Source organism: Nonomuraea sp. NPDC050540 (assembly GCF_044457485.1).
Lineage (GTDB): Bacteria > Actinomycetota > Actinomycetes > Streptosporangiales > Streptosporangiaceae > Nonomuraea.
Map to the genome: position 1 here is coordinate 103406 of NZ_JBITHA010000016.1, position 18051 is coordinate 121456.

The window sequence follows — 18051 nt, forward strand, 5'->3', positions numbered from 1 at the left end:
GGTGGCGGACGTGCTGGAAGAGACGATCGCCGCGATCCGCCCCGCAGACGCCCGCGCGCTGGCCGAAGCCCGCTCCCACCAGGACCGCCTCACCAAGCCTCCCGGCGCGCTCGGCGCGCTGGAGGAGGTCGCGGTACGCCTGGCGGGCTCGGCCGGAACCTCACCGCCCCCGATGCCGGCACCCGCCGCCCTGGCCATCTTCGCCGCCGACCACGGCGTGCACGCCCAGGGCGTGAGCCCGTGGCCGCAGGAGGTCACGCAGCAAATGGTGGCCAACTTCCTGGCCGGGGGAGCGGTGGCCAACGCCTTCGCCGCCCAGGTCGGCGCGTCCGTGACCGTCGTCGACGTGGGCGTGGCCGCCGACCTCACGCCCGCGTCCGGCCTCATGATCAAGAAGGTGGGGTACGGCACCGCCGACCTCTCCCTCGGCCCGGCGATGACGGAGGCGCAGGCCGTACAGGCGCTCGAAGCGGGCATCTCCGTGGCCCGCACCCTCATCGCGGACGGCGCCCGCTGCCTCATCACCGGCGACATGGGCATCGCCAACACCACGGCGTCGGCCGCCCTCATCGCCGCCTTCACCGGCACGGACGCCGCCGCGGTCACCGGCAGGGGCACCGGCGTGAACGACGAGACCCACACCCTCAAGATCGCCGTGGTCCGCCGGGCTCTCGATGTCGGTTCTCCGGCTGAGACACCCCTGGCCACCCTGGCCGCGCTCGGCGGGTTCGAGCACGCGGCCATCGCCGGGTTCATCCTGGGCGGGGCGGCGGCGCGGGTGCCGGTGATCCTCGACGGCGTCATCGCCGGGGCCGCCGCCCTGGCCGCCCACGCGCTGTCCCCCTCGGTCGCGGACCACTGCGTGGCCGGCCACCGCTCCGCCGAACCCGGCCACGCGGTCGCCCTCGCCCACCTCGGCCTGCGGCCCCTGGTCGACCTGGAGCTCCGGCTGGGCGAGGGGACGGGTGGGCTGCTGGCGCATCCGCTGGTGTGCGCGGCGGTCCGCGTCATGCACGAGGTCGCCACCTTCGACGCCGCGGGCGTGACCGAAAAGCCCAGCTAACCAGCCCCTTCGCCCCTTCGCCCTCTCGGGCCCCTCGCCCCCCAGGGCCCCATGCCCGATGCCCCCCATGCCTCCCTGGGCTCCATGCGCCCCAGGGGCCCCATCGGGCCGTCGCACCCATCCGCCCCTTGTCCGGCCCAGCTCTTGTCCGCCCGTTCTCGCGTTCCGGAGCGTGACCAGGGCGGCCGGCCCTCGTCTCCCGGAACCGCCCACCGCGTCCCCGGGCCGCGTCTCGTGGCCGTGTGCCCGGGTCCCGGACTACCCGGGTCACCGGTCGCCGGCCGGGGCACGCGTCCGGGAGTGGCCTGGCCGTGCGTGGGGTGGTGGGTGTGATGATGGGGTTGTGACTCGTTATGGTGCGATGTACGGACCCGACATCACCTTCCTGGGCGTCGAGCGGTGCGATGTGCTCGATCCGGCCACCTACGCGGGCGCGGACGTGGTCATCGTCGGCGCCCCCTTCGACGGCGGCACCTCGAACCGGCCCGGTGCCAGGTTCGGCCCGATGGCGCTGCGCCAGGCCTGCTACCTGCCCCACGACGGCTCCAGGCCCAGCCTGGCGCTCCGGGTGGACGCCCTCCAGGACCTTCGGGTGCTGGACGCCGGAGACGTCGAGATGTACTCGGGAGACGTCGAGAGCTCGCTGGCCAACATCGAGGACGCGGTCCACCGGATCGCCGCCTCCGGCGCCATCCCGCTGATCCTCGGCGGTGACCACACCGTGGCGCTGCCCGATGCCAAGGGCACCGCGCGGGCCTTCGAGCCGGGCCGTACCTCGATGATCCATTTTGACGCGCACGCGGACACCGGCGACATCGAGTTCGGGCACCTGCACGGGCACGGTACGCCGATGCGCCGGCTGATCGAGTCCGGGGCGATCAGGGGGGACCGCTTCCTCCAGATCGGCCTGCGCGGCTACTGGCCGGGGCCCGAGACGCTCGACTGGATGGCCGAGCAGAACATGCGCTCCTACGAGATGACGGAGATCGTCACGCGTGGGCTGGAGGAGTGCCTGACCGAGGCGTTCACGCTCGCGCTGGACGAGTGCGACCAGATCTTCCTCTCGGTCGACATCGACGTCTGCGACCCCGGCCACGCGCCCGGCACGGGGACGCCGGAACCCGGTGGGCTGTCGGCCAGGCAGCTTCTCGACGCGGTCCGCCGCATCTGCTACGAACTGCCGGTGGCGGGCATGGAGGTGGTGGAGGTGGCGCCGCCGTACGATCACGCGGACATCACCGCGTTCCTCGGCAACCGCGTTATCCTTGAGGCTTTGTCAGCGATGGCCAGACGCCGCAAGGACGGTGAGGGCGGGCCGCGCTGGGATCCCCGGCAGCCTCTACTTGACGGCCGCTAGTTCCACATCGCCAATCTTCCGTTAGGTTTACCTCCTAACACACCAACCTTCGCGAACGGGAGATTCGCCCCATGGGCCCCTACCTCCTCGGCCTGCGGCTTTCCGGCCGCCGGGTCCTCGTCGTCGGTGGCGGCCGGGTCGCCCAGCGACGGGTACCCGCGCTGCTGGAGGCCGGTGCGGCGGTCACGGTGGTCTCGACCTCCGTCACTCCGGCGCTCGACGACCTGATCGCCGCCGACCGGATCACCTGGCACGCCAGGCCGTACGAAGTGGGCGACTGTGACGGCGCGTGGCTCGTGCAGGCGTGCACGAGCGACCACGCGGTCAACGCGGCAGTGGCCGCGGAGGCCGAGGCCAAACGGATCTGGTGCGTGCGCGCCGACGACAAGGACGCCTCGGCCGCCTGGACGCCCGCCTCGGGCAAGGTCGACGAGATCAGCGTCGCGATCACGGCGGGCGGCGATCCGCGCCGGGCCGCCGGAATCCGCGACGCCGTGGTCGACGCGCTGCGCGACGGCACCGTCGACGCCCGCCGTAACCGGGCGAAACCCATCGGTGTCGCCCTCGTCGGCGGCGGGCCGGGCGATCCGGGCCTGATCACGGTGCGCGGGCGGCAACTGCTCGCCCAGGCCGACGTGGTGGTCGCCGATCGGCTCGCGCCCCGGGCGCTGCTCGACGAACTCGCCCCCGACGTCGAGCTGATCGACGCCGCCAAGGTGCCCTACGGGCGTTCGCTGGCCCAGGAGGCCATCAACGAGGTGCTGATCGACCGGGCCAGGCAGGGCAAGTTCGTGGTCCGGCTGAAGGGCGGCGACCCGTTCGTGTTCGGGCGCGGCGGCGAGGAGATGCTGGCCTGCGCCCACGCGGGCATCCCGGTGCTGGTCGTGCCGGGCATCACCAGCCCGGTCGCGGTCCCGGCCGCCGCCGGGGTCCCGGTCACGCACCGGGGGGTCAGCCAGGAGTTCCATGTGATCTCGGTGCACGTCGCGCCCGACGATCCGCGCTCCACGGTCGACTGGCCCGGAATGGCACGCTCCGAAGGCACGCTCGTGCTCATGATGGCCGTGGAACGGCTGGCCAAGGTGGCCGAGGCCTTGCAGCGAGACGGACGTTCGCCGGAAACTCCCGTAATGGTGGTACAGGACGGTACTCTTCCCACGCAACGGGCGGTCACCGCCACGCTTGCCACCGTGGCCGACCGCGTTTCAGCGGCCGGGATACGGCCCCCGGCGATCGTCGTCGTCGGCGACGTCGTGAAGGTCGGCCAGGAGGTCGAGATGGTTCGATCGGAGCGGGTTCCGTGAACGCCATGGGTGACGGGCACCAGGAGTCCGCGGGCGAGCGGACGCTGTTCATGCCGCCCATCAGGCAGCCCGCGGAGGTACGGCCGGCCGCCCCCGACCCGGCCACCGACCGCGACGGCGAGCCACCGGAGGAGACGCCGGAGGCTGCGGCGACCCATGACGCGGGCCCCGAGGACGGCGTGGACGAGGACGTCGCGGCCGAGGGCGGCGTGGACGAGGACGTCGAGGACACCGGTGACGTCGCCGGGCATGACGACGAGGCCGGAGACGACGACGGTCCCGCCGAGGCCGAGGCCGAGGACGAGGACGCCGCCGAGACGCCAGAGGTAGCCGATCACGCGGACGTCGAGGCTGAGGCTGACGACGAAACCGCCGATGACGGGGCCGGGGACGAGGCCACCGAGGTGGCCGGGGACGCGGCGGAAGCCGTACAGGAAAAGGGCGAGGGCGCGCCCGCGGCGGCGGTGCGCGTGGAGGAGCTGCCCAAGGAGGCGGCTCAGCGGCTCGGCGTCGCACTCGACGCGCTGCGGCTGAGCGTGGCCGACCTGAGGTTCGGGCTTGACCTGCCCGGCGCCGAGAAGGCGCGGCAGGCGCGGGACGACCTGCTGGCGCAGTTGCGGGACTACGTGCTGCCCCGGGTGAAGACCAGCACGGCCCCGGCGCTGATCGTGGTGGCCGGGTCGACCGGCGCGGGCAAGTCCACGCTGGTCAACAGCCTGGCGGAGAAGAACATCAGCCGCACGGGCGTGCGCCGGCCCACCACCGGGACGCCGGTGCTCGCCTGCCATCCCGATGACCTGCCGTGGTTCGGCTCGGGCGAGCTGCTCGGCGGGCTGACGCGGATCGAGAAGCCGACCCCGGAGACCGGGCTCGACAGCCTGGTCGTGGTGTCCACCGAGAAGCTGCCCCAGGGCGTGGCGCTGCTCGACACCCCCGACATCGACTCCGTCGTCGAGGAGCACCACGACGTCGCCCACCGCATGCTCGACGCCGCGGACCTGTGGATCTTCGTCACCACCGCCGCCCGCTACGCCGACGCGCCCGCCTGGAAGCTGCTGCGGCTGGCCAAGGAGCGCGGCGCCCGGCTCGGGATCGTGCTCTCCCGGGTGCAGCCGAGGGCGCGCGACGTGGTCGTGAAGCACTTCGTCCGCATGCTCACCGAGTACGGCCTGGGCGACGCCGACCGGTTCGTGGTCAACGAGGCCACGGTCGCCGACGGCAGGCTGCCCGACAGCGAGGTCACCGACCTGCGGCTCTGGCTGGCCGAACTCTCCGTCGACGAGGAGCGCCGGGCCCTCGCGGTACGCGAGACGCTGGACGGCGTGCTCGACAGCTTCCGCACCCGGGTGCCGGAGCTGGCCAGGCAGCTGGAGCAGCAGGTCGCCTTCCGCAACGAGCTGCGCACCGACGTCGAGACCGCCTACCTGGGCGCGCTGTCCGACATCGAGCGGGCCACCAAGAACGGTTCACTGGTCAACGGCGAGGTGCTGGCCCGCTGGCAGGACTTCACCGGCTCCGGCGAGCTCACCCGCGCCCTTCAGGTACGCCGGCGCGGCAAGGCGGCCAAGCAGACGCCCGAGCGCATCCAGGCCTTCCGCACCGCGATCCGCACCGGCCTGGAGTCGCTGATCGCCGCGGCGGCCAACCGGGCCTCCGAGGAGGTCGTGGCCCGCTGGCGGCACCGCGCGGAGCTGGGCGGGCTGCTCGGGGCCGGGCTCGAACGCCCCTCCGACGAGCTCGCGCGCCGCGCCAACCGGGCCATCGCGGCCTGGCAGGAGCACGTCACCGAGCTGGTCAGGACCGAAGGAGTGGCCAAGCGGTCGATCTCCAAGATCGTGTCGTTCGACGCCGACTCGCTGGCGTTGATCTTCATGGTGGCGATGTTCAGCGGCGGCAGTGTCGAGGGCGTGCCGCACAAGCTGGTCAACGCCCTGCTCGGCGCCGAGTCGCTGCGCGGCATCGGCGCGAAGGCGCTCAGCGACCTGCGAGCCAGGATCGGTGTGCTGTTCGACGAGGAATCCATGCGTTACGTGCAGGCGCTCGACGCGGCCGGGATACCGGACGAGTCGGCCGCGACGAGGCTCTACCAGGCGACATACAACCTCGAGGTCGCTCGATGACGGCTGTCACCACCACCGGAAGGCCGGGGCTCGGCCCCCGGCTCAACGCCCTTTCCAAGATCGTGGAGCTCGGCCCCGGACGGCTCGACGAGAAGCTGCTCACCGACTCGGGCGCCCTGCTGCTGCGCGCGGGCGACCGGCTCAAGCTCTCGTCGGAGCACACAGTGGTCGCGCTGGCCGGAGGCACGGGCAGCGGCAAGTCGACGCTGTTCAACGCGGTCTCCGGGCTCGAACTGTCGCCGACGGGCGTCAGGCGGCCGACGACGGCGCGTACCCACGCCTGCGTGTGGGGGCTCGACGGCGCGGCGCCGCTCCTCGACTGGCTGCAGGTGCAGTGGCGGCACCGCTTCGCCCGCGCCAGCGCGCTCGACAAGGGCGAGAGCCGCCTGCACGGGCTGATCCTGCTCGACCTGCCCGACCACGACTCGATCAGGGCGCTCACCGACAACGAGGCCGACCGGCTGATCGGGCTGGCCGACCTGGTGGTGTGGGTGCTGGATCCGCAGAAGTACGCCGACGCCTCCACCCACCGCCGCTACGTCACCGACCTGGCCGGGCACGAGGCCGTCACCGTCTTCGCGCTCAACCAGTCCGACCGGCTCTCCCACGAGGAACTGGCCGAGCTGGTCATCGACCTCAACGACCTGCTCAAGCGCGAGGGCGTGGCGCAGCCGACGGTCGTGCCCACCTCGGCCGTCTCCGGGCGCGGCATCGACAGCCTGAAGAGCGTGATCGCCGACGCGGTCTCCCGTCGGCGGGCCGCCATCCAGCGTCTCGACGCCGACCTTGACCGGTTGACCAGACGGCTGGCCGAAACCTCACCCGTGGGAGAGGCGCCGCCCAACGTCGACGCCGCGCGCCGGGTCGGGCTGACGGACGCGCTCTGCGACGCCGTCGGCGTGCCCGCGCTGGGCGAGGCCATGGAGAACATCTACGCCGAGCGGTCCGGGCGGTGGGTCGGCTGGCCGTACCCGCGATGGATCGCGAAGTTCCGGCCGGATCCGCTGAAGAGCCTCAAGCTGGACGAGATGCAGGTCGTCACCGGGCGGATCACCGCGCAGCCCGCCGAGGTGGTCAACGCCGTGCAGGCGCTGGCCGACGGGCTGTCGGGCGGGATGACCGACGTGTGGCGGACGGGACTGCACCACGCGGCGCGCTCGCGCTCCGGGCAGCTGCCCCAGGCGCTCACCGAGGAGCTGGCCGAGGTCGCGCCGGAGCTCGACCGGGTGCCGGGCTGGTGGCGGGCGCTCAAGGCCTGGCAGTACACGCTGGTGGCGGCGTTCTTCCTCGGGCTGGTGTGGCTGGGGGTCGGGCTGACGGCCGGCGACTCGTTGCCGTCCGCGCTCGCGGTGCTCGGCGATACGGCGGCGCTGCCCTGGGTCGGGGTGATGATGGCCTCCGTGCTCGGACTGGGCGCTTTGTCGGCCGTCGCCTCGCGGAACTTCGTCGTTCTGGGCGCCTCGCGCGAGCGTGAGCGGCTGGAGCGGGAGATGCGCCGCCGGGTCGGCGCGGTGGCGGAGAGCATGGTGGTGGAGCCGGTTGAGCGGGAGCTGACCAGGCACAACGAGTTCGCCGGCGCCATGAGGGGCCTCACGGGCTGAGTTCTCCACAGGGGCCGGTTGTCCCCAGAACGGCGTTCGGCGGGTTCTTCCGGGTGCCGTTCGCGAGAACGTGGCCTCCGTCCGCGGGCAGCCCGCCCGCCGCATGGGAGGCAACCGATGAACGACATCTACATCACGCTCACCGGCAACGTCGCATCCGAGCCGCGCCAGTACACCTTCGAGGACGGGGTCCGGGTGACCTCGCTGCGGGTGCTGACCAGTCACCGCTATTTCGACAAGAAGACCGGCCAGTGGGCCGACGGGGAGAAGGTCTGCTTCGCCGTACGGTGCTGGAGGGCGCTGGCCGACAACGTCGCCCAGTCGATCCGGGTCGGGCATCCGGTCGTGGTGTCGGGGAAGTTGCGGATCAGGGAGTTCGGGGCGGAGGACGACCGGCGGTTCATGGCCGAGGTGGAGGCCTCTTCGGTGGGCCACGACCTCCGGTGGGGGACCGGCGTGTTCAGCAAGCCGGAGCGCGGGGCCTCGATCGTGAGCAGGGAGCGGCGCGATCGGCTCGACGAGGACACCCAGGACTGGGCCATGGGCGGCGGCCGTCCCCGACCCGGTGCCGCGGAGCTCGACCCGGCGTTCGGCCTGCCGGAGCCCCGGGAGCGCGCCCTGACCGGCGGCGACCCGCTCCGCGCCGCCCTTCCGGCCGGGACGGGGGAGGTTCGTGTGCTGGGCGGGTCCGTGGGGGAGGCGGGTGACCCCGCGCTCCGGCGTGCCGGTGGTGACCCCGGTGCCGCCGGTGGTCTCGTGCCAGAGGGTGAGCCTGGGGCAGGCGATGCCGGAGTCGCGCGGGAGCCCGGACCGGGCCTTGCCGGAGCGGCCGGGCAGCTGCGGAGGGCCGAAGCCGGGGAGCTGGGGAAGGGCGGGGCCGGGGCGGCTCGGGAGCCGGGGAAGGGCGGCGTGGCGGCGGAGGCCGCTCGTGGTCGGCGGCGGGTGCGGCGTGAGGGGCCGGAGGGCGCGCTCGACGACGGTGACGCGCTGGTGAGGGTGCTCGGCGCAGCAGGCGACGGCTCAGGCGATCCCGTCGAGGAGCGGGCTGCCGCCTGAGTTCAGGCGGGCGGAGGAGGAGGGGGCACCGGCCGTGACGTGTCGGTGTCCCCGAGCCTGGCGAGCTCGGACACCGCGCGGATCAGCCGATGGTGTTGCCCGTGTCAGATGTTGAGAGCATCTGTCAGGTCCAGGTCACGCCCCGCACCATGGCTGCTCCTTTCCCGCACGGCCCGCTCGCGGAGTGAGCGGCATCCCATTCGGTGGCCGCATGACGCAAAGGCCACCGAGCCAAAGGTAGCGGTTCCCGTCGCGCAACGCACACTCCGCAACTATTGTGTTACACATCGTTAGTCTGAGAGGAGACGGGATGGCGGCGACCAGTCACACCTCGGTCAAGTCTCGCGACGGTGTGTCAACACTGGCCGGCCGCTGGCCGCTGCTGGGGCAGCGCCGCGCCCTCGTGGTCTATCTCATAGGGATCGTAATCCTGGATGTCGCGGCCATTGCGGTCTTTGCGACATCTGCCGAATTTAGCTGGTCAGATCTGCTGATGTTCGGCGCGTTGATGGCCTGTGGGGCGGTCTGCATCGAGGCGACCAGGCGGCTGGGCATGCCGGCCGGTGTCTCACGCGACCTGCTGTCGGCGTGGTGGCTGCCGGTGGCGCTGCTGCTGCCGCCGGTCTACGCCCTGTTCGCGCCGATCCTGTTGCAGGTGTTGCTCCAGTTGCGGGTGCGCGCCACGGTCCTGTACCGGCGCGTGTTCAGCTCGGCCGCCATCGGCCTGGCCGGGTGCACCGCCTCGGTGGTCTTCCACCGCCTGGTCCCCGACCCGGCCGTCCTGTCCAGAGGCGGCGGCACCCCGATCCTCTACGCGGTGGCCTGCGCCACGCTGTTCGCCCTGCTCAACACCGCGCTCATCGCCGTGGCCGCCCACACCGCCGACCCCGACACCCGCTGGCGCGACGTCCTGTGGGACCGGGAGAGCGTCCTGCTGGACGTGGTCGAGCTCTGCCTGGGCGTCACGGTGGCCATAGCCTGCGGCCTGAACCTGGCCTTGCTGGTCCTGGCGCTGCCGCCGGTCGTCCTGCTGCAGCGCAGCCTCCTGCACGCCCAGTTGCAGGCGGCGGCCCGCACCGACCCGAAGACCGGCCTGCTCAACGCGGCGGCCTGGCAGCGCGAAGCCGACACCGAGATCGTCCGCGCCCGCCGTACCGGTGAGACGCTGGCCCTGCTGATCATCGACATCGACCACTTCAAACGTGTCAACGACACCCACGGCCACCTGGTCGGCGACCAGGTCCTGGTCGGTGTGGCCGCGACCCTGCGCGGCCAGCTCCGCGACTACGACGTGGTGGGCCGCTTCGGCGGTGAGGAGTTCGTGGTCCTCCTCCCGAGAGCCGACATCTCCGAAGCCCGCCGCGTCGCCGAACGCCTGCGCCACCGCATCGGCCGCATGGCCATCCCCGCCGACGACGCCATGATCACCATCACGATCTCGGCGGGAGTGGCCATCATGAGCATCCACGGCGACGATCTGATCGAACTCCTCGCCGCCGCCGACCTGGCCTTGTACCGCGCGAAGGAACTGGGCCGCGACCGCATCTGCATCCCCGCCGTCCAGCCCACACCTCCACCCCAACCCCCAGCCGACCCACCCCTCCCCCCACCCTGACCACCCCCGCCCCACAAGACCCTCCTGCCACATGGCCTGCGGAGGCTTCGCCACGGGCCCTTGCGGTCGCGTGCGGCCTCGGTGCACGGGCTCGCCGCTGTCCTCCGTGTGCGGCCTTGGGGTATGGGTCCGGAAGCAGGCGTGAGGACCAGGCCGTGTGGCCGGGATCCGCAAGGCGGCGGCATTCCCCGCGTCTGAGGCACCACGCCGCTCGCGGGGGTTCTCCTGCCCCGACGCGAGGGTGGGGCATATCGCTGGGGTTATCCCCAGGTGAGATGGGACGGATGGGTGGCGTGCGCGGATAGTACTAGCACGTCATGTACCACACCCCGGAGGTCCCATTGCGCGCCACCGGCGCCTTAGCCGCCCTCTTGCTGGCCGGATCCCTTCTTGTTCACCCCCTTCCCGCCAGCGCCGCCGAGCCCGGCGCGGGGACGGTGGTTCCGGTGCAGGTCACCGGGGATCCGGCCAAGCGTTTCAACCTGGTGCTTCTCGGTGACGGGTATACCGAGAGCGAGCAGGCCGCCTTCAAGACCGACGTGGACCGGCATCTCAACGTGATGTGGTCCATCGAGCCGTTCAAGAGCTACCGGAACTACATCAACGTCTACCGCGTGGACATCGTCTCGGCCGACTCGGGGATCAGCTGCGATCCCGATCTCGGTTCACCGCGTAAGAACACGCCCCTGAGCATGGGGTTCTGGGGGCAGTGCAACGCGCAGAGCGTGCAGCGGCTCATCACGATGAACAACTCCGCCGCCAACCGCTACGCCAACATGGTCACGGGCACCACGCCGGGCAATCGGCAGATTCTGGCGCTGGGCAACAGCAAGACGTACGGCGGCGCGGGCGGCTCCTACGCCACCGCCTCCGGCAGCAACGCGATGTCGGCCCTGATCAGCCCGCACGAACTGGGCCACTCCCTCGGCGGGCTCCAGGACGAGTACGACTACTACCAGCGCGGCGTCCCGGGCGGTGCCTACGCGGGGCCGGAGCCGTCCAGCGCGCACCACTCGTTGCTGACCGAGCAGCAGATGCTCGACCAGAAGCGCAAGTGGTGGCGCTGGCTGGGCGAGGAGAGCGAGTCCGGCGGGCCGATCGCGCGGTTCGAGGGCGGGCTGTACGCCTCGACGGGGGTGTGGCGGCCCTCGCGGCACTCGATGATGAAGTCGCTCGGCTACTACTTCGACCAGGTCAGCCGCGAGGTGATGGTGCAGCGCATCACCGCGAAGACGGACGTGATCCAGGGTTCGACGCCGGTGAACGCGCCGGTGGGGGCGGACCGGGTGCTGTGGGTGGAGCCCATGCGGCCGCTGGGTCACGCGTTGAAGGTGGCCTGGAGTGTGGACGGCGCCGCCGTACCCTCGACCGAGGATGCTCTTGACCTGCGTGCCCTGAACCTGTCGCCCGGGACGCACACGGTCACGGCGACGGTGGCGGACACCACGGAGTTCGTGCGGGACCCGGCGGTGCGCGCCGCGCTCACCCGCAGCAGGACCTGGACGGTCGACACCGCGCTGACCACGCCGCCCGACGGGCTGGCTCCCGGCATCGTCTCGGCCGCCCCCGCGACCAGGCCGGCCGGGCGCGACGACGTCATGTACGTGGAGACCACGCATCCGGCGCGGCAGCTCGTCCCGGTGACCTGGAAGCTGGACGGCACGAAGGTGGGCGACTCGGGCAGCGACTTCGTGCTCAAGGACCTGAGCCCGGGGGTCCACACGCTCACCGCGAGCGCCGGGGCGGACACGGTGACCTGGACCGTTGACGGCACGCCGCCCACGACCGGCTACGAGTTGTCCGAGCCTGTGGTGAAAGACGGTGATCTGTATCTGTACAACGGGCCGTTCACGATGCGGCTGACCGGCCGCGACGACAAGGACGGCTACGTGGTGTCCGAGTCGCGCGTGGACGGCGACGGCTGGTTCAACTACTTCGGCTGGCCGACCTCGGCCGACCTGCCGTGGACGTTCAGCGAGAGCGGCACCGTCATCGACCATCTCGTGTACGGCAAGCTCGCGCGCGGCCGCCACACGATCGAGTACCGATCCATCGACGCCGCGGGCAACTACGGCAGGGCCGGCAGCTTCCGGGTGGCCACGATGGCGCCGCCGCCCGCGTGCGACCGCACGGTCACGGGCACCCACCGCGGCGCGCTGGTGGTCACCTCCGGTGTCACCTGCCTGGAAGGAGCGAAGGTGACCGGTCCCGTTTCGGTACGGCCCGGCGCCTCCCTGGTCATGCGGGGCGGAAGCATCTCGGGCGTTCTGAGCACGTCCAAGGCGGCACAGGTGCACCTGCTGAAGGGCCGCGTGAACGGCGCGGCGGAGATCAAGGGCACCACGGACGCCCTGGTCATCGCCGGGACCGAGGTGCGCGGGGCGCTCGTTCTCACCGGGAACCAGGCGCCGGCGCTGGCCGGGAGCACCGTCCGCGGCGCGCTGGTGTGCACCGGAAACAGCGCGGCCCCCGCCAACCTGGGCGCGGCGAACCGGATCACCGGCGCCGCCACCGGCCAATGCGCGCACGCGGGCCGTCCCGACCCGGCCGCCGCCGTCTCCGGCGCGATGGCCAAGGTGGCGGCGGTGCCGTACACGGCGGTGGAGAACTCCGCGGAGCCGCAGCACGGCGACGACGGCCACCGGCACTGACCTCGAAGGGGCGGGCGCTCCCCTCCCGCGCCCGCCCCTTCGACTCCCCCGGCGGCTACTCGAGGTTGCCCAGCCGCAGCGGCTCGCCGACCTCGTGCATGTGCTGCAGGGCCTCGCGGTGCGACTGGATCAGGCTCGTCTCGTAGTAGGGCACGTCGATCTCGGCGCAGTGGTCGCGGACGATCGACTGGGCGAGGGGCAGGTGCGGGCTGGGCATGTTCGGGAACAGGTGGTGCTCGATCTGGTAGTTGAGGCCGCCCATCGCGATGTCGGTGACGACGCCGCCGCGCACGTTGCGGGTGGTCAGAACCTGGCGGCGCAGGTAGTCGAGCTTCTCGCCCTGCTTGAGCGTGGGCATGCCCTTGTGCCCGGGGGCGAAGACCGAGCCCATGTACAGGCCCCAGAGTCCCTGGTGGACGGCGAGGAAGATCAGCGCCTTCACCGGCGACAGCACCATGAACAACGCCGCCAGGTATCCGACCACGTGAACGGTCAGCAGCACGCCCTCGATGGCCTTGAACTTGAGCTTCGGGTTGGTCAGCGAGCGGAAGCCGGACACGTGCAGGTTCAGGCCTTCGAGCAGGAGCAGCGGGTAGAACAGCAGCGCCTGGCGGGGGCCGATGATGCGGGCCAGGCCCTTGCTGGAGCGCGCCTGCTCCTTGGACCAGACGATGACGTCGGGGCGGACGTCCGGGTCGAGTTCCTCGTGGTTCGGGTTGGCGTGGTGGCGCGTGTGCTTCTCCATCCACCAGCCGTAGCCCATGCCGACGAGCAGGTTGCCGGTGACCCAGCCGGTCATCCTGGTGGGCTTCTCGGTACGGAAGACCTGACGGTGGGCGATGTCATGGGAAACCAGCGCGACCTGGGCGAACATGACGGCGAAGAACACGGCCACGCCCACCTGCCACCAGGAGTCGCCGAGCGCGAAGAAGGCGGCCAGGCCGCCGGCGTACAGGCCGAGGATGAGGCCGATTCGCACCACGTAGTAGCCGGGGCGCCGGCGCATCAGGCCGGCATCGGTCACGCGCTGGAGTAGCCGGGCGTAGTCGCTGCCGGTACCCGGCCGCGCGATCGTCTCGGTGGTCATGCTGATGAGTCTGTTGAAGATCTCCCCCCGTTCTAAGCCCGTGGACACCCCGAACCATAGGGGGGCTAGCCCTACCTTCTGACGTGGACCCGGCAGCGGGCCTGGTACTTGTCCTCGCCGCCCACGTGCTCGGCGACCACATCGGTCGCGCTGCCGTCCACCTGGGTCACCCGCTCGTGGAAGATCGCGTCGTTTCCGCAGACCAGGCAGATCGCGGTGAGCTTCGTCACGTGCTCGGCCAGCGCCATCAGAGATGGCATCGGCTCGAACGGCCGGCGGTCGAAGGTCACGTCCAGACCGGCGACGACCACGACGGCGCCGCGTACTGCCAGCCGGTCGGCGACCTCGGCCAGATCGGGGCCGAAGAACTGGGCCTCGTCGACCGCGACCAGATCGGCGGCGGGGTGGGCCATGGACTCGATCTCGGCGGCGGTCGCGGCCGAGCGGGCCGGGTGGCCGGCGCCGGCGTGGGAGGAGATCCGGTCCGCGCCTCTGCGCACGTCCAGCCGGTGGGTGAACACCTCGACCCGGCGGCCGGCGATGACGGCCCGCCGTACCCTCCGCAGGAGCTCTTCGCTCTTGCCCGCGAACATCGGCCCCGCGATGACCTCGACCCGTCCCTGGCGCACCCGCACACGTTAACCGCAACCGTGGCCAGGGCGGGGTGACACACGCCCTAAGCTAGAGGGCATGGCCGAGTACATCTACACGATGCAGCGCGTACGCAAGGCGCATGGCGACAAGGTTGTCCTGAACGACGTCACGATTTCGTTCCTGCCCGGTGTGAAGATCGGCGTGCTCGGCCCGAACGGCACCGGCAAGTCGACTCTGCTGCGCATGATGGCGGGCCTTGATCATCCCTCCAACGGCGACGCCAAGCTCATGCCCGGCTACACCGTGGGCATGCTCCAGCAGGAGCCGCCGCTCAATGAGGACAAGACCGTCCTCGGCAACGTCGAGGAGGCGGTGGCCGAGACCAAGGCGATGCTCGACCGCTTCAACGAGATCGCCGAGCTGATGGCCACCGACTACAGCGACGCGCTGCTGGAGGAGATGGGCAAGCTGCAGGACGAGCTCGACCACCGCAACGCGTGGGAGCTCGACTCGCAGCTCGAGCAGGCGATGGACGCGCTGCGCTGTCCGCCGCCGGACGCCGACGTGACGACGCTGTCCGGTGGTGAGCGCCGCCGGGTGGCGCTGTGCAAGCTCCTGCTTGAGGCGCCCGACCTGCTGCTGCTCGACGAGCCCACCAACCATCTGGACGCCGAGAGCGTGCAGTGGCTGGAGTCGCACCTGGAGAAGTACCAGGGCACCGTCCTGGCCGTCACCCACGACCGCTACTTCCTGGACAACGTGGCCACCTGGATCCTCGAGCTCGACCGTGGGCGCTGCTACCCCTACGAGGGCAACTACTCCACGTACCTGGAGGCCAAGGCGCAGCGTCTGAAGGTCGAAGGCCAGAAGGACGTCAAGCGCAAGAAGCGCCTGGAGGACGAGCTGGAGTGGGTCCGCTCCAACCCGAAGGCCCGCCAGACCAAGAGCAAGGCCCGTCTGCAGCGCTACGAGGAGATGGCCGCCGAGGCCGACAAGCACCGCAAGCTGGACTTCGAAGAGATCCAGATCCCGCCGGGCCCGCGCCTGGGCACCACGGTGATCAGGGCCGAGAAGCTCACCAAGGGCTTCGAGGACCGCGTCCTGATGGAGAACATCACCTTCGACCTGCCCCGCAACGGCATCGTCGGCATCATCGGCCCGAACGGCGTCGGCAAGACCACGCTGTTCCGCATGATCACCGGCCAGGAGAAGCCCGACAACGGCGCGATCATCGTCGGCGACACTGTCAAGATCTCCTACGCCGACCAGTCGCGTGGCGGCATCGACCCGAGCAAGAACGTCTGGGAGGTCGTCTCCGACGGCCTCGACTTCATCAAGGTCGGGCAGGTCGAGGTGCCCTCGCGCGCGTACATCGCGGCGTTCGGCTTCAAGGGCCCCGACCAGCAGAAGAAGGCCGGCGTGCTGTCGGGCGGCGAGCGTAACCGCCTCAACCTCGCACTCACCCTCAAGCAGGGCGGAAACGTCCTCCTGCTCGACGAGCCCACCAACGACCTCGACACCGAGACGCTGGGCTCACTGGAGAACGCCCTGCTCGACTTCCCGGGCTGCGCCGTCATCACCTCCCACGACCGGTGGTTCCTTGACCGGATCGCCACGCACATCCTGGCTTGGGAGGAGGGCTCGAACTGGTTCTGGTTCGAAGGCAACTTCGCCGACTACGAGAAGAACAAGATCGAGCGCCTGGGCGCCGACGCCGCCCGCCCCCACCGCGTCACCTACCGCAAGCTCCACCGCGACTAGCCCGTTTCTGGTCGCTCGCCGTACAAGGCCGCCGTCCTCGTCCGCGAGGGTGGCGGCCTGCGCGTTTCAGGCGCTTCTCTGGTTCCCGGTCGTGGGGCGTTTCAGGCTCTGGTGCGCGCCTTTCTCCGGCCTGTGATGGATGGCTGGTGGTTCGCGGCCGCTTGAGGTGTTTCGCTCCGTGCGCCGCCCATCCGTTACGGCGGAGCCGCCCCCACGCCACCCGCCGACGTGCGCTCGCGCCGATCGGGGGGATCGCTTCTCACGTCGGACGTGGTACCCGCCGTCACGGCCCCGCCTGCCCAGACAAGTGCCACAACGGGACCGGCGGCGATCACGAGCATGGTGAGGGCGGCGGCGCCCAGAGGCGGGGTCGCCTGCATGAGGGTTCGCAGGAGGGCGAAACCCCGGCCGCGCAACGGGGCAGGGATCCTGGCCATCCTGAGCGACTCGACGACGACCTGACGGTCGTTGGGCCACTGCTGGAAGTGCTCGTGGACGGCAGCCTGCGCCTGGACGAGGCCGCCGACCCGCAGCAAGCCGGCAAGCGGCTCGCCGACCTCCCCGGCCTGGGCGAGCGGGAGGCCGCCCTCATCCGGATGCGCGCCCTGCACGACCCGGACGTCCGCCTCAACCACCCCGGCGAGGACCGATGGCGCCCCTGGCGCTCCTACGCCGCGCAGCACCTGAAAGCCGCGCAGAGCCTGTAAGCCACGCAGCACCTGAAGGCCGCGCAGCAACCTGTGAACGCCGCGCAACATCGGCCCGCCGCGCGGCACCTGCCCGTCCATGTCTAGAATGAAATTCTAGATGGCGCGAGAGGAGCCCAAGCGTGGGACTGGAACAAGATCTTGACGGCCTCGGCGTGACGTTCGACCACACGGCGGTGGCCGCCCCCCGGATCAGGGACCTGCTCCCGATCTACCAGGACCTTCTGGGCGGACGGCACCTGGGCGGCGGTGGCGACAGCCGGGCGGCCGGGTACCGGACCGTGCAGCTCACCTACACCGGAGGCGGCAAGGTCGAGCTCATGGAACCCCTGGCCGGATCGGCCTTCTTCGACAGCTTCTTCGAGCTGACCCGCGGCAGGGGCGGGGTCCATCACCTCAACTTCCACGTCACGGACATGGACGCGGCGGTGGCCAGGCTGACCGGGAAGGGGTACCGGCTGCACGGGCTGAACACCGGCGATCCGCGCTGGCGCGAGGTGTTCCTGCACCCGAAGGAGGCGCACGGCGTGCTGATCCAGCTGGCCCAGTCCGACGGCGACCACGGCGGGACCCGGGTGAGCCTCGACGATGTGCTGGCCGGACGTGGATTCGACGGCAACGGCATCCCCAGCCCATGACCACGCGATGACAGTCGATAGCGTGGTGGGGTGGTCAAGAGATCCCCGGCCAAGCGGCACATCTTCCCGAGGATGGTCAGGTTCGCCGACATCGACTCGCTCGGGCACGTCAACAACGTGCGGTTTTTCGACTATCTGGAGGACGCCCGGCTGGGGATGCTGCACATCGACCCGTACCGTGCCGGGGACGCGCCGTTCAAGGGGCTCGTGGTGTCCCGGCATGAGATCGACTACCGGCGGCCGCTCACGTTCCGGGCGGATCCGGTCAGCGTGGAGACGTGGGTGACCGAGGTGCGGCCGGTGCGGTTCACGCTGGAGTACGAGATCCGGGACGAGCACGAGGTCTTCGTGACCGCCCGGTCGGTGCTCGTGGCCTATGACGTGGACCGTGCGGCGCCGCGCCGGCTGCTGGAGGACGAGCTCATCTATCTCAAGCGGTATCTCGCGGAGTAATACGGGCTCGCGCAAACAGCCTCAGGTCGTGAAATATCGGAGGT

At 71.0% G+C, this 18051-nt stretch carries 14 protein-coding genes; 12 read left to right on the plus strand and 2 right to left on the minus strand.

What is annotated here, in order from left to right; all coding sequences use genetic code 11:
* Window positions 1-10 precede the first annotated feature (10 nt).
* From cobT to ACIBI5_RS40670, 8 genes are all read left to right on the plus strand, one after another.
* The gene (cobT, locus tag ACIBI5_RS40635) at window positions 11-1063 is read left to right on the plus strand and encodes a nicotinate-nucleotide--dimethylbenzimidazole phosphoribosyltransferase (protein ID WP_397254995.1); all 1053 of its coding nucleotides are present in this window, start codon (window positions 11-13) and stop codon (window positions 1061-1063) included.
* A gap of 361 nt (window positions 1064-1424) precedes the next feature.
* Window positions 1425-2420, plus strand: coding sequence for an agmatinase (gene speB, locus ACIBI5_RS40640; protein WP_397107786.1), 996 nt, complete (start codon window positions 1425-1427; stop codon window positions 2418-2420).
* Between the two features lie 71 nt (window positions 2421-2491).
* Window positions 2492-3724 carry a uroporphyrinogen-III C-methyltransferase gene (gene cobA / locus ACIBI5_RS40645; RefSeq protein WP_397254997.1) on the plus strand — a complete coding sequence of 411 codons (1233 nt, stop codon included), beginning with the start codon at window positions 2492-2494 and terminating at the stop codon, window positions 3722-3724.
* Between the two features lie 5 nt (window positions 3725-3729).
* Window positions 3730-5844, plus strand: coding sequence for an AAA family ATPase (locus tag ACIBI5_RS40650; RefSeq protein WP_397255297.1), 2115 nt, complete (start codon window positions 3730-3732; stop codon window positions 5842-5844).
* Window positions 5841-7445 carry a GTP-binding protein gene (locus ACIBI5_RS40655; RefSeq protein ID WP_397254999.1) on the plus strand — a complete coding sequence of 535 codons (1605 nt, stop codon included), beginning with the start codon at window positions 5841-5843 and terminating at the stop codon, window positions 7443-7445. Before ACIBI5_RS40650 ends, ACIBI5_RS40655 begins: the two co-directional genes overlap by 4 nt.
* A gap of 117 nt (window positions 7446-7562) precedes the next feature.
* The gene (locus ACIBI5_RS40660) at window positions 7563-8501 is read left to right on the plus strand and encodes a single-stranded DNA-binding protein (RefSeq protein ID WP_397255001.1); all 939 of its coding nucleotides are present in this window, start codon (window positions 7563-7565) and stop codon (window positions 8499-8501) included.
* Window positions 8502-8994: 493 nt separating this feature from the next.
* Window positions 8995-10116, plus strand: coding sequence for a GGDEF domain-containing protein (locus ACIBI5_RS40665; protein ID WP_397255003.1), 1122 nt, complete (start codon window positions 8995-8997; stop codon window positions 10114-10116).
* A gap of 317 nt (window positions 10117-10433) precedes the next feature.
* The gene (locus ACIBI5_RS40670) at window positions 10434-12767 is read left to right on the plus strand and encodes a M64 family metallopeptidase (protein WP_397255005.1); all 2334 of its coding nucleotides are present in this window, start codon (window positions 10434-10436) and stop codon (window positions 12765-12767) included.
* 55 nt (window positions 12768-12822) lie between these two features.
* Here ACIBI5_RS40670 and ACIBI5_RS40675 read toward each other — a convergent pair whose 3' ends face one another.
* Together ACIBI5_RS40675 and ACIBI5_RS40680 are read right to left on the minus strand one after the other, a co-directional pair.
* Window positions 12823-13854, minus strand: a complete 1032-nt coding sequence (locus ACIBI5_RS40675; RefSeq protein WP_397255007.1) for a fatty acid desaturase family protein — start codon at window positions 13852-13854, stop codon at window positions 12823-12825.
* 71 nt (window positions 13855-13925) lie between these two features.
* Complete coding sequence (locus ACIBI5_RS40680) at window positions 13926-14483, minus strand: thymidine kinase (RefSeq protein WP_397255008.1); 558 nt, start codon at window positions 14481-14483, stop codon at window positions 13926-13928.
* Between the two features lie 61 nt (window positions 14484-14544).
* Between ACIBI5_RS40680 and ettA the strand changes: the two genes are divergently transcribed.
* The 4 genes from ettA to ACIBI5_RS40700 all read left to right on the plus strand — a co-directional run bounded on the left by ettA (window position 14545) and on the right by ACIBI5_RS40700 (window position 18007).
* Window positions 14545-16209 (plus strand): energy-dependent translational throttle protein EttA, encoded by a 1665-nt coding sequence (ettA, locus tag ACIBI5_RS40685; RefSeq protein ID WP_397255010.1) that lies wholly within the window; start codon window positions 14545-14547, stop codon window positions 16207-16209.
* A 491-nt stretch (window positions 16210-16700) separates the two neighbouring features.
* A complete protein-coding gene (locus ACIBI5_RS40690; RefSeq protein WP_397255012.1) occupies window positions 16701-16916 on the plus strand; it encodes a hypothetical protein in 216 nt (71 codons plus the stop codon).
* Window positions 16917-17038: 122 nt separating this feature from the next.
* The gene (locus tag ACIBI5_RS40695; RefSeq protein WP_397255014.1) at window positions 17039-17554 is read left to right on the plus strand and encodes a VOC family protein; all 516 of its coding nucleotides are present in this window, start codon (window positions 17039-17041) and stop codon (window positions 17552-17554) included.
* A 30-nt stretch (window positions 17555-17584) separates the two neighbouring features.
* Complete coding sequence (locus ACIBI5_RS40700; protein ID WP_379614879.1) at window positions 17585-18007, plus strand: acyl-CoA thioesterase; 423 nt, start codon at window positions 17585-17587, stop codon at window positions 18005-18007.
* Window positions 18008-18051 lie beyond the last annotated feature (44 nt).